The following is a 14,326-nucleotide window of genomic DNA, read 5'->3' as shown; positions in this document are numbered from 1 at the left end:
TCTCGCGCCTGAAGGCGCGGCGAGAACCGCAAACACCATGATGCACGCGATGCCGCGCCGGATTCGTGAGTGAGTGGACGGTTCGACCGTTTTGGTGCCCGATCAGTTGCATTTATCGGCACCGCGACCTCAAAGTATGCCGCTTTCAGCCGTCAAACTTTTTCCTTCACCTGCCCCGGCACGCCCACCGCCGACGGCCGTCCGGCGCGGCTTGCCACTGGATCCGCCTCGGTGTGCGCGGCGGTGCTGCCGGCCGGCGTCTGCGTGCCGCGCGGCACCCAGTCGAGCGGTTCGCCGTGGTCGGTTTCGAGTTCCGCCGACACTTCCGCGCGCGCCCGCGGCAAGTACTGCGGATAGTGCTGCTGAATGAAATCGAGCAGCCCCTCGCGCACCCGGCAGCGCAAATCCCAGTTCAGGCCGGAGTCGAGCGAACTGACGAGCGCGCGCAATTGCATGGAGCGCTCGGTGCCGTCCGTGACCTGCAGCACCTGCACGCGCCGATCCCACTCGGGCGCGTCCTCGACGATGCGCGCGAGTTCCTCGCGCAACGGCGCGAGCGGCATGCGGTAATCGACGTAAAGAAACACCGTGCCGATGATCTGCGAACTGCTGCGGGTCCAGTTGGAAAACGGGTTTTCGATGAACCATTGCAGCGGCACGATCAGCCGCCGCTGATCCCACAGACGCACCGACACATACGTGCCGGTGATTTCCTCGATACGCCCCCACTCGCCCTGAATCACGACGACGTCGTCGAGACGGATGGGCTGCGACAGCGCGATCTGCAAGCCGGCGATCAGATTGCCGAGCACCGGCCGCGCCGCGATACCGGCGACCAACCCCGCCACGCCCGCCGACGCCAGCAGGCTCGCGCCGATCTGCCGGACGCTCGGAAACGTCATCAACGCGCCGCCCACGCCGACGATCACGATCACGAACATCACCGAACGGGCCAGCACGCGCGCCTGCGTATGAATGCGGCGCGCCTGCAGGTTGTCGGCGGTATCGAGCGGGTGGGCCTGAATGATCGCCTCGCCGATCGCCGCCGCCGAGCGCACCGACAGCCACGTAATCCCGCCGATCAGCGTGATCGCGACAGCGTCGCGCAGCGGCGTGATGAAGGTCAGCGTGTCGGGCGCTTCCCACCACACCGCCTCCAGCGCGAGGATCACGAGCACGAACAGCGACGGCTTGTCGATATAGCGCAACACCACGCTGGTCAGCGGATAGGGTCGCGCGAGCCGCTTCACGATGCGCGCGCCGATCCGATGGGTGCCCACGGCCAGCACCATTGCGATGACCGAGACGATCAACGCGCCGAGCCACGTATGCAGCGGCGCTTCGGCCATGCGGCTGAGGTCGTCGAGAGTTGGCATGAAGGGGATTTTCCTCCTGGCTTGAGTGGGGAACACGACCCGCTCGGAACGGGCGCAGAACCGGCGAGCCTCGAACCTGGCCGCGGTGTTGCGTGACGCGCGGGCCGCCGGACGGCGCCGCTGGCGAAGCATCCGCCGTTGAAGCGGGCGCGAGCCGGACGACTGCGCGCCGTCGCGGCCTACCTACAGATATCTTAGGTCGTTCGTCAGCGCGATCGTTGAAAGGTGCCAGGGCCAGCCGCTTCTGCAAACGGACGGCCATGGTTTAAACCGGTTTTCAGGCAGGACTTCGAAGAAGTCCGCGGCGGGGTTTCGGTCGCTGAAACCCGAAACACACCCGCAAGCTGAAACGCCCCATGCGCCCGCTGCGGGGCGCGCGCGGCATCAGCCGTGATTCAATTCAACTGCCGCTCTTGCAGGGAAACGCTTTGCCGAGTCCCAGCGAGATCGCCGTGCTGGCGTTGTAGCCCGCGACGTTCGGATTCTCCGCAATATACTTGCGCACCGCGTCGGTCAACTGCGCCGAGCGCGCGTCCTGCGGCAAGCAGAAGTATTGGCCGACGCGCGGACCGGTCGTGCCGCCGATCGCGTCGATGGTGTTGAAGATGCCGTCAGCGGCGCCTTCGATATAAGCGGCGCACGCGCTACGCGATGCCACGTCCGTCTTGGTGCACAGCTTGTTGAGGTCGCCTCCCGTAAACGCGGCTGCCGATAGCGGTACGGCAAGCGCGCTGGCGAAAATCAAAGCCCGCAGCATGGTGTTCCTTTCCAGGGTCGTTTATCAGGCGGTCTTTCGCCGCGTCCGAACGGCGCGCCCAGGCGGCGCGCCAAAGTCGTCATTCTGCACTGTTTTGCGAAGCGCAAGCGTGCGCGGCGCCGCTATCTTCAGGCACTTTTTACTGCGATGTCAGGCGGCGGCCGCTGCGCCGGTATTTTTGCGCTTTGGCGGTAGCACGGCTAGTGCTCTGCGAGCGGCGCTCATGTGGCTGGCGACCGGGCTTGCCTGTGACCGACGCCCGAGCGGCGCGCAGACCGAGCTGGTCTGTGACCGACGCCCGGGCGGCGGCGAACCGAGCTGGTCTGTGACCGGCGCCCAAGCGGCCGGCACACCGGGCTGGTCCGTGCCCGACGCCCAAGCGAGCGGCAGACCCGCTTGGCCTGTGGCCGGCGTCCCAGTCATCCGGCAGACCGGCTGCCCGTCAACCGCCGGCTCGCGCCGCCGCGCGCATCACTTCTGTTGCATCTGCTGCAGGCGCGCGGTCAGCCCTTCGACCACGTCCGGCTCCTTGTAAGTCTTCGCGAAATCGAGCGCCGTCAAGCCGATCTGGTTCTTCACCGTCAGATCCGCCCCGTTGTCGAGCAACAGCTTCACCGTCGACACGTGGCCGCCGCGCGCGGCCATCATCAGCGGCGTGGTGCCGTTCGGCGAGCCGGCGTCGACGTACGCCGAATGGTCGAGCAGCACCTTGACGATATCGTCGTGACCGTTCGCCGCCGCGTAGTGCAGCGGCGCCCAGCCCTTCTTGTTGACCTCGGCATCTTTCGCGATCAGCAGGTTGACGAAGTCGAGATCGCCGTTCAGCGCGGCCATCATCATGGCGTTCTCGCCAGCCTTGTCCTGAATCTCGATGTTGGTCTTCGGATTGGCGACCAGCGCGGCGCCGACCTTGTCCGATTTCTCGCGCGCGGCCAGCACCAGCAGCGGAATGCCCTGGTTATCCACGCTGTTCGGATCCATGCCCTTGGCGAGCAGCTTGTTGACGCCGTCGACGTCATCGAACTTGACCGATTTGATCAGCGAATCTATGGGCGCAGCCTGAGCCGGCGACACCATCAACGAAGTCAGCGCGGCACAGGCCAGCGCGGCCGCGAATGCGACGCGCGAGGCGCCGCGCCGTGCCGAAGCCAGCGCGCCACGCGCCGCCGAAGTGTTCTGGTTTGCTGCAATCGACATCGAAATTTCTCTCATATTTAACTTTAGGAAACGTCCCTATCCTTTTGAGATTGATCGACTTTACGTCTCACGCGCCAGCCGGCGCGGGGATCTTGAAAAGGCGGAAAAAGTTCTGCGTCGTTGCGGCGGCCAGCGCCGCTTCCGTCATCTCGCGTTGCTGCGCGATGAACCGTCCGACATAACTCACGTACGCAGGTTCATTAGGCTTGCCGCGATACGGCACGGGCGCGAGGTACGGCGAGTCGGTTTCGATCAGCAAACGCTCGAGCGGCACGCGGCGCGCGACGTCCTGCACGTCGGTCGCGCTCTTGAACGTGACGATGCCCGATAGCGAGATGTAAAAATTTAGCGCCAGCGCCTGTTCGGCGACGGCCCACGGCTCCGTGAAGCAATGCATCACGCCGCCCGGCTCGCCCGCGCGCTCCTCGGCCATGATGCGCAGCGTGTCTTCCGACGACGAGCGCGTATGGATGATCAGCGGCTTGGCCGTAGCGTGCGCCGCGCGGATATGCGTGCGAAAGCGCTCGCGCTGCCATTCCATGTCGGCGATCGTGCGGCCTTCCAGGCGGTAGTAGTCAAGACCGGTTTCGCCGATCGCGACCACCTTCGGATGCGCGGCCAGTTCGACCAGTTCGGCGACGCTCGGCTCGCGCATGTCCTCGTGATCCGGATGCACGCCGACCGATGCGTACACGTTCTCGTACCGGTTGGCGATATCGAGCACCGACGGCAGCGTTTCCAGATCGACGGACACGCACAGCGCATGCGTGACCGAATGGCTGCGCATATTCTCGAGCACCTGGGGCAGGCGGTCGGCGAGTCCTTCGAAGTTGATATGGCAGTGCGAGTCGACAAACATGGTGATGTCCTGCTTAGGAAGTGCTCGGAGTGAATCAGGCGGCGACTGCGGAGGTCGCGGCGGCCAGGCGTTTGCCGAGAATCACCAGATCGCGCTCCACGCCGTCCAGCACAGCCACGCGCGGCAGCGAGCCCCACGTGTCGAAACCGAAGCTGCGGAACAGGCGCAAGCTCGCCTCATTGTGGCCGAAGATAAAACCGAGCACGGAGTCGATGCCGAGCGCCGGCGCCACCGCCAGCGAAGCCGCCAGCAATTGCTTGCCGAGGCCCCGGCCACGCGCGCTTTCGTCGAGATAGATGCTGACTTCGGCGGTGCGCTGATAGGCCGGACGGCCGTAAAAGTCCGAAAAGCTCAGCCACGCGACCACGCGGCCGGGCTGGTCCGCATCTTCCACCACCCACAACGGGCGCTTTTGCGGACCATGAGCATGAAACCAGCCCAGCCGGCTGTCGACGCTGACCGGTTCGAGATCGGCCGTGACTTGCCGCGACGGCACAGTCGAGTTGTAGATGGCGACGATGGCGGGCAGATCGTCGAGCGTGGCATCGCGGTAGGAAAGGCTCATGGTGCGTTGAACGTGAGATGGAAGGCAAATTCGGGAGGAAAGATGGACAGGCGCCGGCCGCCTGATGCGGTAACGCGCTGCAAAGCGCGCCCGCCGCTGCCGGCGTGTCCCGCGGACAGGGCTTACGCGAACAACTCGCGGTAACCGATAAACAGTTCCTCGAACACCAGCCGCGCATTCAGCGGATGGTTCTCGACCGCGCGCTGGCGCGTGACGTTGCGCATGAAGCGCGCGAACGCGCTGGCATCGGCCTGCGACGCGCAACGCGTCAACGCCGCCGACGCTTGTGGAAAGTACCGTGGCGCGCCCGCCGTGCGCTGCGCCAGCAAATCGTACATCCAGCGTTGCAGCCAGCCTAGCACCAGCGGCACGGGCAGCTTCTGCAACGCCTCGCCGCAGGCGAAAGCGTCGCAAGCGGGGCCGGCGGCGAGTTGCTTGAGCGTCCAGTCACGTAGCGCGCGGTTCTCGTCGCTGGCGAGCGCGAGCGCCGTGAGCGGCGCGCCGCCGGCTTCGGCGAGCAGCGCGGGCGCTTCGGCCACGCCTTGCGTGGCGAGCCACTTCGTCGCCGCGTCGGGCGCGGGCATGGTCATCGGCCATTGGCGGCAGCGGCTGATGATGGTGGGCAGCAGGCGATCGATGCGCGCCGACACCATCAGGAACACGACGCCCGCCGGCGGTTCTTCGAGCGTTTTCAGGAGCGCATTGGCCGCGGCGATATTCAGCCCTTCCGCCGGACACAGCACGACCACGCGCGCGCCGCCGCGGTGCGAACCCACGCCGACGAAGTCGAGCAAGCCGCGAATCTGCTCGATCTTGATTTCCTTGCTGGGCGCGCGGGTCTTCTTGCCTTCGTCGGCATCGGCTTTGTCGGCTTTTTCGTCCGCGGCGTTGTTCAGACCGGCTTCGGCGGCCAACGCCTCGGGCACGACGATCCGGTAGTCCGGATGATTGCCCTGCGCGAACCAGTTGCAGGCCACGCACGCGCCGCACGGCTCGCCGTTGGGCTGTTGCGCCTCGCACAGCAGCCCTTGCGCGAGATGCTGCGCAAAGCGCAGCTTGCCGATGCCGGCCTGTCCATGCAGCAACAGGGCGTGCGGCCAGTGGCCGCGCAGCTGCTGCAGGCGGTTCCAGTCATCGGCTTGCCACGGATAAATCATCTTTTCTCTTTAAAATCAACCGGCTGCATGATTTTCGTGAGACATGACACGAATTCTGCCAACCGTTATAAGATGCGGTTATATTCTTTTAAAATCAAAGAATTGCGATCAACTCTTCAAGTTTTCTCTGAATCTGCACAATGCTCTGCGCGGAGTCAATGATAGCGAACCGGTACGGCGCTTCTTCGGCACGGCGCAGATATTCGGCGCGGGTACGGTTGAAAAACGCCACCGACTCGCTCTCGAAGCGATCCGGATCGCGCGCGGCGCTGCGCCGTTCGTTGGCGATCTCGGGCGCGAGGTCGAACAGCACCGTCAGGTCCGGCTGAAAACCGCCCTGCACCCAACGCTCCAGCGTTTCCAGCTTGTCGCGCGGCAGCCCGCGGCCGCCGCCCTGATAGGCGAAGGTCGCGTCGGTGAAACGGTCCGACAGCACCCAGTCGCCACGCGCGAGCGCCGGCTCGATCACTTCGGCCAAGTGCTGGCGGCGCAGCGCGAACATCAGCAGCGCCTCGGTTTCGAGGTCCATTTTCTGATGCAGCACGATCTCGCGGATCTGCTCGCCGAGCGGCGTGCCACCCGGTTCGCGCGTCATCACGACCGAGCGGCCGGTGCTTGCGACTTTCTGTTCGAGGCGCTCCCGAAACCAGCTGAGATGGGTGGTCTTGCCCGCCCCGTCGATGCCCTCAAACGTAATGAATTTTCCCCGCGCCATCATTGCCCTCGAATGTATTTGTCCACGGCCTTGTTGTGATCGCCGAGGGTGTCAGAAAAAATACTGCTGCCGTCGCCGCGCGACACGAAATACAGCGCGGTGGTTTGCGCCGGATTCAGCGCCGCTTGCAGCGACGCCACGCCGGGCAGCGAGATGGGCGTCGGCGGCAGGCCCATCCGGGTGTAGGTATTGTAGGGAGTGTCGGTCTGCAGGTCTTTTTTCCTGATATGGCCGGCGTAGCTGTCGCCCATGCCGTAGATCACGGTCGGGTCGGTTTGCAGCGGCATGCCCACGCGCAGACGGTTCGCGAACACCGCGGCGACCATCGGCCGGTCGGACTTCTTGCCGGTTTCCTTTTCGATGATCGACGCCATGGTCAGCGCGTCGTACGGCGTCTTGTACGGCAGGTTCGGCGCGCGCGCGGTCCACGCTTCGTCCAGACGCAGGCGCATCAGGCGGTAGGCGCGGCGGTACACGTCGAGATCGCTGGTGTTCTTGTCGAACAGATACGTATCCGGGAAAAACAGTCCCTCGCCATTGCCGACCGACGCTTCCGGCGCGTTGATCGCGTTCATCAGATCGGTGTCGCTCATGCCGATCGTGTCGTGCTTGAGCGCCGGATTGGCGTCCAGCTCGGCACGCATGCGCTTGAAGGTCCAGCCTTCAATGATGGTCGCCACGTATTCGTTGACGTCGCCGCGGGCGATTTTCTGCAGCACCTCGTACGGCGTCACGCCCGTCTTGAATTCGTAGTTGCCCGATTTCAGCTCGCTTTGCAGCCCCAGCAGCCGCGTCATGATGACGAACAGTTCCGGCTCGACCGGCACGCCGCCACGATTGAGCTGCAGCGTGACGCTGCGCAAGCTGCTGTGCGGCTTGACGGTGACATCGAGTTGCGCCGGATTCAGGTCGAGCGGGCTGTTGGCCCAGTGGTATCCGCCAGCGATTGCGGCTGCGGCCAGCACAACGACGATTGCGCCGGCGACGAAACATTTCTTGAAAAGGGTCATGCGAAACGTGGCAGGGTTGGACTGCATATAATACTTGTTTGCCTTAGCTAAAGTCAGAATTGACTGTTCTCGGAATCCATGAACACACCGCTCGCTACCGCTTCAGGCACTCCCTCAGGCAACGCCGTTACGGCCGCTGCCACCACGCCCGCCGCTCTGCCCACGCTGCCGCGCCCTTCCGCCGATGAATTCGACGCCGTCATTCACCACGGCGCGTACATGCCGCTCACGCAGTTCGGCGTGATCGACGCCACCGGCGACGACGCAGCGAGTTTCCTGCACGGCCAGTTGACCAACGACACCCAGCACCTCGACGCCGCCAACGCGCGGCTGGCCGGCTACTGCTCGGCCAAGGGACGCCTGCTGGCGTCGTTCCTGACGTGGCGCAGCGGCGACACGATCCGCCTGCTGGCGTCGAAAGACGTGCAGGCTGCCGTGCAGAAGCGTCTGTCGATGTTCGTGCTGCGCGCCAAGGCCAAACTGGTGGATGCAAGCGGCGAGGTGGCCGTGGTCGGTCTTGCCGGCGACGTGCGCAAGGCACTCTCGGGCGTGTTCGACGCGCTGCCGGACGGCGTGCACGTGAAAGTGGACGGCGCGGCGGGCTCGCTGATTCGCGTGCCGGATGCGCTCGAGCGTCTGCGTTTTCTGTGGATCGGCCCGAAAGCACAGGTCGAGTCGCTCCTGCCCTTGCTCGACAAAAAGCTCAAACGCGTCTCGCCGGCCGTGTGGGACTGGCTCGACATTCGCGCGGGCGAGCCGCGCATCACCCAACCGGTGGTCGAGCAGTTCGTGCCGCAAATGGTCAATTTCGACGTGCTCGGCGCGGTGAATTTCCGCAAAGGCTGCTACCCCGGTCAGGAAGTGGTGGCGCGCAGCCAGTATCGCGGCACGATCAAGCGGCGCACCTCGCTCGCCAACGTGGCGGGCGAACTCGACACCGTGCGCGCCGGCGCGGAACTGTTCCATTCCGGCGATCCGGGCCAGCCGTGCGGCATGGTCGTGAACGCAGCGTCGGCGCCCGACGGCGGCGTCGATGTGCTGGTCGAGATCAAGCTCGCGGCGCTCGAAAACGGTTCGGTGCATCTGGGCGCGGCGGACGGCCCGGCGCTTCGGTTTCTCGCGCTGCCCTACGGGTTGCCGACTGAAGCTTAAAGTTCTCTCGCGGTACGGTGCGGCGCAATCAGGCGCCGCTTTTTACTGGCCTCTTCAACTGCAACGCCCCCAACCGGGAGACGCCCCCCGATGTGCCTGATCGTCTTCGACTGGCGACCCGACGCGGTCGACGGCCCGCTCTTCACGCTCGCCGCGAATCGCGACGAATTCTTTCGCCGCACGGCCGAACCAATCAGCTGGTGGCATGACGCGCCGGGCGTGCTGGCCGGCCGCGATCTTCAGGGCGGCGGCACATGGCTCGGCATGTCGCGCGACGGCCGGTTCGCCGCGCTGACCAATTACCGCGCGCCGCATGAAATGCGCGCCGACGCGCCGACCCGCGGCACGCTCGTCAGCGACTGGCTCGGCAACGCCGCGCGCGATGTAAATGGCAACCCCGAAGGCAAGCCGCACGACACGCCGCTCGCGTATCTGCAACACGTCGCGCAAACCGGCGACATCTACAACGGGTTCAATCTGCTGGTGGGCGACTGGACGCGCCGCGAACTCGCCTGGTACTGCAACCGAGGTGATCTCGCGCCCGCGCTGCTCGCACCGGGCACGCATGGCATCTCGAACGCGGTGCTCGATACCGCGTGGCCGAAGCTGGTGAAAAAGCGCGCCGAATTGAGCACACTGCTCGCGCGCGACGCCATGCCGCCGCTCGAACGCCTGATCGATCTGATGCGCGATCCGCGCCTCGCGCGCGACGACGAATTGCCGTCTACCGGCATTCCGCTCGAACGCGAACGGGCGTTGTCGGCCGCGTTTATCGAAACGCCGGAGTACGGCACGCGCGGCACGACCGCGTTGCGCGTGGCCGCGCATGGCGAAGTGATCAGCGTCGCCGTCGCCGAGCGTAGCGACGACAACGGCTCGCACCGGATCGCGCGGCCCGGCGATTTTGAGCGTAGCTTCGCGTTCAATATTGAACGCGAGATGGCGGGATGATTGTTGGGTGGCTCGGTGGCGGTTCGCGGTTCGCCGTTCGCCGTTCGCCGTTCGCCGTTCGCCGTTCGCCGTTCGCCGTTCGACATTAGCCGCTGACCACCGACCATGCGCCGCTAACCGCTAACCGCCTGACAAACCGCGCTCAATTTACGCCAAATACCGCCCGCAATGCCGCGGCGGCATCCGCGTGCGCTTGTGCGACCTCGGGTACGTAGCCACCCATCTTGAAGAACTCGTGGATCATGCCCGGATAGCGCTTGAGCGTGACCGCATTGCCCGCAGCGCGCAATTTCTCCGCGTAGGCATCGCCTTCATCGCTCAAGGGATCGTATTCGGCGGTAGCGATCCACGCCGGCGCAACGCCGCTGAAATCGGGCGCGCCACGTTGGCCGTCGAGCGGCGCGAAACGCCAGTCGTCGCGGTCGCTTGTATCGCGCACGTACTGCTCGAAGAACCATTGGATCGTGTCGCCCGACAACAGAAAACCGTCGGCGAGACGCGAGTGCGAATCGGTTTGCTGGTAGCCGGTCGTGCCCGGATAGATCAGCAATTGCAAGACGAGTTTGATGCCCGCGTCCCGTGCAAGGACCGCGCAAACCGTGGCCAATGTGCCGCCCGCGCTATCGCCGCCCACCGCGAGCCGGTCCGTATCCACACCGTATTCCGCGGCGTGCGTATGCAACCACGTCAAAGCGTCGAACGCGTCGTCGACGGCCGTGGGAAATTTGTGCTCCGGCGCGAGCCGGTAATCCACCGACAGCACCGTGCACTGGCCGCCGTGCGCGAACATCCGGCACAGCGCATCGTGCGTATCGACGCTGCCCACCGTGAAGCCGCCGCCGTGGTAGTACACCAGCGCGGGCGCGGGTTCGACCCAGCTCGGCTCGACCGGCTGATAAAGGCGCGCGCGAATCGTCGCGCCGTCGCGCGTTGGGATCCGCAGATCTTCGAGCGCGAACATCGGCGCGCTCGCGATCTCCAGAATCGGTGCGCTTTTTTCGTACGAGGCCCGCGCGTCTTGCGCGGTCAGTTCGTGAAGCTGCGGGCGTTTGGCCCGGGCGATCATGTCGAGCACCTGCTCGATCTTCGGATTCAGCGGCATGGTGCGTCTGATGGCGCATGAGCGCCGAAGGTTTAAAAAAAACGGCGCGATAGCGCGCCGGCGATCCGATGAAACTCGCCCCTAACCGGCGTTCTTCACTTCCGGCTTGAGCGACATGGGATCGGTGGGATTGCGCAACTGCTCGATGTCCTCGTGACGCAGCTCGACCGTCGCCATGATGCCCGGATGCGTGACGATATAGAAACGCCGCGCGGCGATCGCCTCGAAGGTGATGTCGGCGACATCGTCGGCACGCAGCTTGCCCGATTGCACCGCGCGCTGCAGTTGCTTACCCGCGGCGATCTGCGAGCGCGTCGGTCCGCTGTCGTTGCGCAGGTCCGCGGGGCGCGCGCGTTCCGCATCGGCGATGCCGGTCGGCACGAAAGCCGGGCACAGCAGCGAACAGCCGACCAGGCCGCCCGCCGTCCCCGCCTGGCCGGCTTGCGCCAACTGCAGATCGTGATACAGCGTTTCGGTGAGCGACACCACGGCATGCTTCGACGCGTTGTAGATGCCCATCGCGGGCGGCGACAGCAGTCCCGCGACGGACGCCGTGTTGACGATATGCGCCGGCTCGTTCTGCGCCAGCATGATCGGCGTGAAGATCCGCACGCCGTGCGCGACGCCCATCACGTTCACGCCGAACACCCACGACCAGTCGTTCGCCGAGCTTTCCCACAGGAAGCCGCCCGAGCCCACGCCCGCATTGTTGAACAGCAGATGCACGCGCCCGTAGGCGTCGAGCGCCGCTTGCGCGAGCGCTTCGACCTGCGTCGCGCTGGCGACATCCGTCGGCACGCCGATCGCCTCGGCGCCGTCGGCGCGCAAGGCCTCGACGGTTTGCGCGAGGGAGTCGGGATTGACGTCGGCGAGCACGAGCTTCATGCCGAGCGACGCTCCCTTCTGCGCGAACGCGCGGCCGAAACCGCTCGCCGCACCGGTGATCACCGCCACCTTGCCCGCGAATTCGAACATCGTTTGCCCCCTTGGATTGATCGGCGTGTTGTGTCATTCGCTTGACCGCCGGCGCGATCAGATCAGCTTGACGAGTTGCTTGCCGAAGTTCTTGCCTTTGAGCAGACCGATGAACGCCTCGGGCGCGGCTTCGAGTCCTTGCGCGATGGTTTCGCGATACTCCAGCTTCTTCTGCGCGACCAGCGTGCCGAGTTGCTTGAGCGCTTCCGGCCACACGTCCATATGCTCGCTGACGATAAAGCCTTGCACGAGCAGACGCTGCGTGAGCATCAGCGACGGATGCTTGAGCGGCAACGGCTCGCCGTCGTAGCCCGCGATAAACCCGCACAGCGCGATCCGGCCGAACGCATTCATGCGCGCGAGCGTCGCGTCGAGCACTTCGCCGCCGACGTTCTCGAAGTAGCCATCCACGCCGTTCGGCGTCACGGCCTTGAGGTCCTGATAGAGATTGCCGGCCTTGTAATCGACGCAGGCATCAAAGCCGAGCGTTTCGGTCACATAACGGCACTTGTCCGCGCCGCCGGCAATGCCGACCGCGCGCGCGCCGGCCAGCTTCGCCAGTTGGCCGACCACGCTGCCCACCGCCCCGCTCGCCGCGCTGACCACCACCGTCTCGCCGGCTTTCGGCGCGATGATGCGGTTCAGCCCGTACCACGCGGTGACACCCGGCATGCCGACCGGGCCGAGATAGGCCGACAAGGGCACATGCGTGTCGTCGACTTTCTGCACGCCGGTCCCGTTCGAAGTGCCGTATTCCTGCCAGCCGAACATCGCGAAGACCTTGTCGCCGACCACGAACTTCGGATTCTTCGACTCCACCACTTCGCCGACCGTGCCGCCGATCATCACTTCGTTCAGCGGCTGCGGCGCCGCGTACGACTTGCTGTCGTTCATGCGGCCGCGCATGTAGGGGTCGAGTGACAGGAAGTGATTGCGCACGCGCAATTCGCCGTCGGCCAGCGGGGCCAGCGGTGTTTCGACGAGGCGGAAATTATCGGGCGTCACGGCGCCTTGTGGGCGCGACGCCAGCACGAGTTGACGGTTGATCTGGGGCATGACGATCGTCTCCATGAATTGCCGATTGAATCGGCGAATGATTTGAACGGAGTTTGCGAAGTGAGAAACGGCGCGCGCGTGTCGTTCAGATGCGCGCGCGGTTCGCAAGGTTGCGCTCAGCCGTCGCTAGGACCGGGTTTCGCCGACGGGTCGCTGCGCAAGCGCTGTTGCGTGATGTCGCGCCCGACGGCGAGGCGCCGCATGTATTTGAAGGTGCCGAGCGCCTTGGCGACGAAGTGGCCTTCACTGTCGCGGATCTCGCCTTCGCAGTAGGCCATGGTGGTTGAGCGGTGCAGCACGCGGGCGCTCGCGCGCAATTCGCCGCGGCCCGGCTGCATGAAGTTGACCTTCATTTCGACCGTGACGACGCCGACGCCGTCGCCGGCCAGACTGCGCGCGGCCATCGCAAGCGCGATGTCGGCGAGCGTCATCGTGACGCCGCCGTGGGCGACGTCCCACGTGTTCATATGATCCTGCCGCAGCGGCAGCACGACTTCGCTGGCGCCGTCCGCGGCCGACAGAAGCTGCGCGCCGAGCCGGTCGACGAACGGGCTCTCGGGCATGGACGCAGTGCTCGCGTTAGATGAGGGCGAATCGGTCATGGCTGTTTGCAGATGGTGTAGTCGGTACGTTCATGAAATTGCTGCGGGGCGCGTGCGAAGGCTTCGGCATTTTGTTCGAGCTTGCCCATCGGCCAAGGCAAACAGCAAGCCTATCAAACTTACGCGTTTGGTGGAGTTTTATCAGGAGGTTCGGGCCGGCAGAAACGGGCCCTGCGATGCGGATGAAGGCTCGCTCGCGAGCATTGCACTCTGCGGCTAGATCTCTCTCGTGGGGCCGAAAGGAAAGGCATTGCGACAACCGGCTGGGCTGCTGCCCGATTGGGGTCGGCAAACGACGCCAATCGGGTACAGGCTGCGTAGGCGGCGAATGAGAAGAAGCCTACGAGACGTTCACAGACAAACCTTCAGGATCGGCGCGCGAGCGCGACGCCGAACCGTTCGGCGTTTTTAGTGGCTAAAGTCGGCCCCCAGCCAATCCGCTGCGGTGGTCTTCGCATAGCTGACGGCGTCTTGTGGATCGGGGAAAATGCCAAGCTGGTCCCAACGCTCTTCCGCGGCAAAAGGCCCCTTGATGCCAAGCGCTTTCTGAATACTCAACTGCGCCGCGTATCTTCCGTCCTCCAGGGGCCGGGCGGTGGCGACCACCTTGTGCGGAAGTCCTTGCCGCACGGGTTGAATAAGTTCCAGAGGACCGCCGGCAGCGCCGACATCGATCAGCTCGTTTCGTGTATTGCAGTCGGGACAAAAGAAGAAAAACGAATTGTGGTCCCGATTCGGTTTGACCTGTTTGCGGGCAAGTACAGCTCGGCACTCGACATTTTCACAAATGAATGGCATATCGTCTCCGTGGTGATCTTCGAGTGGTAACGCGGGGCAGATCGGCATTGCCTT

The 14,326-nt window shown here is 64.9% G+C and carries 15 protein-coding genes; 2 read left to right on the top strand and 13 right to left on the bottom strand.

Features of this window, described 5'->3' with window-relative positions:
- Window positions 1–152: 152 nt before the first annotated feature.
- The 8 genes from HF916_RS37535 to mltG all read right to left on the bottom strand — a co-directional run bounded on the left by HF916_RS37535 (window position 153) and on the right by mltG (window position 7,636).
- Window positions 153–1,376: a mechanosensitive ion channel family protein gene (locus HF916_RS37535; RefSeq protein WP_168793804.1), complete on the bottom strand. Its 1,224-nt coding sequence runs from the start codon at window positions 1,374–1,376 to the stop codon at window positions 153–155.
- Window positions 1,377–1,776: 400 nt separating this feature from the next.
- On the bottom strand, window positions 1,777–2,133 hold the full coding sequence (locus HF916_RS37530) for a Rap1a/Tai family immunity protein (RefSeq protein WP_012432952.1): 357 nt from the start codon (window positions 2,131–2,133) through the stop codon (window positions 1,777–1,779).
- Between the two features lie 471 nt (window positions 2,134–2,604).
- Window positions 2,605–3,330 (bottom strand): ankyrin repeat domain-containing protein, encoded by a 726-nt coding sequence (locus HF916_RS37525; RefSeq protein ID WP_431311456.1) that lies wholly within the window; start codon window positions 3,328–3,330, stop codon window positions 2,605–2,607.
- Between the two features lie 67 nt (window positions 3,331–3,397).
- Window positions 3,398–4,189 carry a TatD family hydrolase gene (locus HF916_RS37520; RefSeq protein WP_168793802.1) on the bottom strand — a complete coding sequence of 264 codons (792 nt, stop codon included), beginning with the start codon at window positions 4,187–4,189 and terminating at the stop codon, window positions 3,398–3,400.
- Window positions 4,190–4,223: 34 nt separating this feature from the next.
- Window positions 4,224–4,754, bottom strand: a complete 531-nt coding sequence (locus HF916_RS37515) for a GNAT family N-acetyltransferase (RefSeq protein WP_168793801.1) — start codon at window positions 4,752–4,754, stop codon at window positions 4,224–4,226.
- Between the two features lie 122 nt (window positions 4,755–4,876).
- On the bottom strand, window positions 4,877–5,911 hold the full coding sequence (locus tag HF916_RS37510; RefSeq protein ID WP_168793800.1) for a DNA polymerase III subunit delta': 1,035 nt from the start codon (window positions 5,909–5,911) through the stop codon (window positions 4,877–4,879).
- Window positions 5,912–6,005: 94 nt separating this feature from the next.
- Complete coding sequence (tmk, locus tag HF916_RS37505; protein ID WP_012432947.1) at window positions 6,006–6,626, bottom strand: dTMP kinase; 621 nt, start codon at window positions 6,624–6,626, stop codon at window positions 6,006–6,008.
- Window positions 6,626–7,636: an endolytic transglycosylase MltG gene (gene mltG, locus HF916_RS37500; protein WP_168795774.1), complete on the bottom strand. Its 1,011-nt coding sequence runs from the start codon at window positions 7,634–7,636 to the stop codon at window positions 6,626–6,628. The genes tmk and mltG overlap by 1 nt, the downstream gene beginning before the upstream one ends.
- A 78-nt stretch (window positions 7,637–7,714) precedes the next feature.
- On the opposite strand from mltG, the gene HF916_RS37495 reads away from it, so the two are divergent.
- Both HF916_RS37495 and HF916_RS37490 read left to right on the top strand, forming a co-directional pair.
- Window positions 7,715–8,788 carry a YgfZ/GcvT domain-containing protein gene (locus HF916_RS37495; protein WP_168793799.1) on the top strand — a complete coding sequence of 358 codons (1,074 nt, stop codon included), beginning with the start codon at window positions 7,715–7,717 and terminating at the stop codon, window positions 8,786–8,788.
- 90 nt (window positions 8,789–8,878) lie between these two features.
- Window positions 8,879–9,739 (top strand): NRDE family protein, encoded by an 861-nt coding sequence (locus HF916_RS37490; protein WP_168793798.1) that lies wholly within the window; start codon window positions 8,879–8,881, stop codon window positions 9,737–9,739.
- A gap of 142 nt (window positions 9,740–9,881) precedes the next feature.
- Here the strand turns inward: HF916_RS37490 and HF916_RS37485 are convergent, their stop codons facing one another.
- The 5 genes from HF916_RS37485 to HF916_RS37465 form a co-directional block, all read right to left on the bottom strand.
- Complete coding sequence (locus HF916_RS37485; protein WP_168793797.1) at window positions 9,882–10,841, bottom strand: alpha/beta hydrolase; 960 nt, start codon at window positions 10,839–10,841, stop codon at window positions 9,882–9,884.
- A gap of 81 nt (window positions 10,842–10,922) precedes the next feature.
- A complete protein-coding gene (locus HF916_RS37480) occupies window positions 10,923–11,816 on the bottom strand; it encodes an SDR family oxidoreductase (RefSeq protein ID WP_168793796.1) in 894 nt (297 codons plus the stop codon).
- A 57-nt stretch (window positions 11,817–11,873) separates the two neighbouring features.
- A complete protein-coding gene (locus tag HF916_RS37475; RefSeq protein WP_168793795.1) occupies window positions 11,874–12,872 on the bottom strand; it encodes an NADP-dependent oxidoreductase in 999 nt (332 codons plus the stop codon).
- Between the two features lie 116 nt (window positions 12,873–12,988).
- Window positions 12,989–13,474, bottom strand: a complete 486-nt coding sequence (locus HF916_RS37470) for a PaaI family thioesterase (protein ID WP_168793794.1) — start codon at window positions 13,472–13,474, stop codon at window positions 12,989–12,991.
- Between the two features lie 408 nt (window positions 13,475–13,882).
- A complete protein-coding gene (locus tag HF916_RS37465) occupies window positions 13,883–14,272 on the bottom strand; it encodes a hypothetical protein (RefSeq protein WP_168795773.1) in 390 nt (129 codons plus the stop codon).
- Window positions 14,273–14,326 lie beyond the last annotated feature (54 nt).

It is taken from the genome of Paraburkholderia aromaticivorans (assembly GCF_012689525.1).
In the GTDB taxonomy this organism is placed as follows: Bacteria; Pseudomonadota; Gammaproteobacteria; order Burkholderiales; family Burkholderiaceae; genus Paraburkholderia; species Paraburkholderia aromaticivorans_A.
Note: the sequence above shows the minus strand (reverse complement) of the source record. Positions and strands in the feature narration are given on the sequence as shown.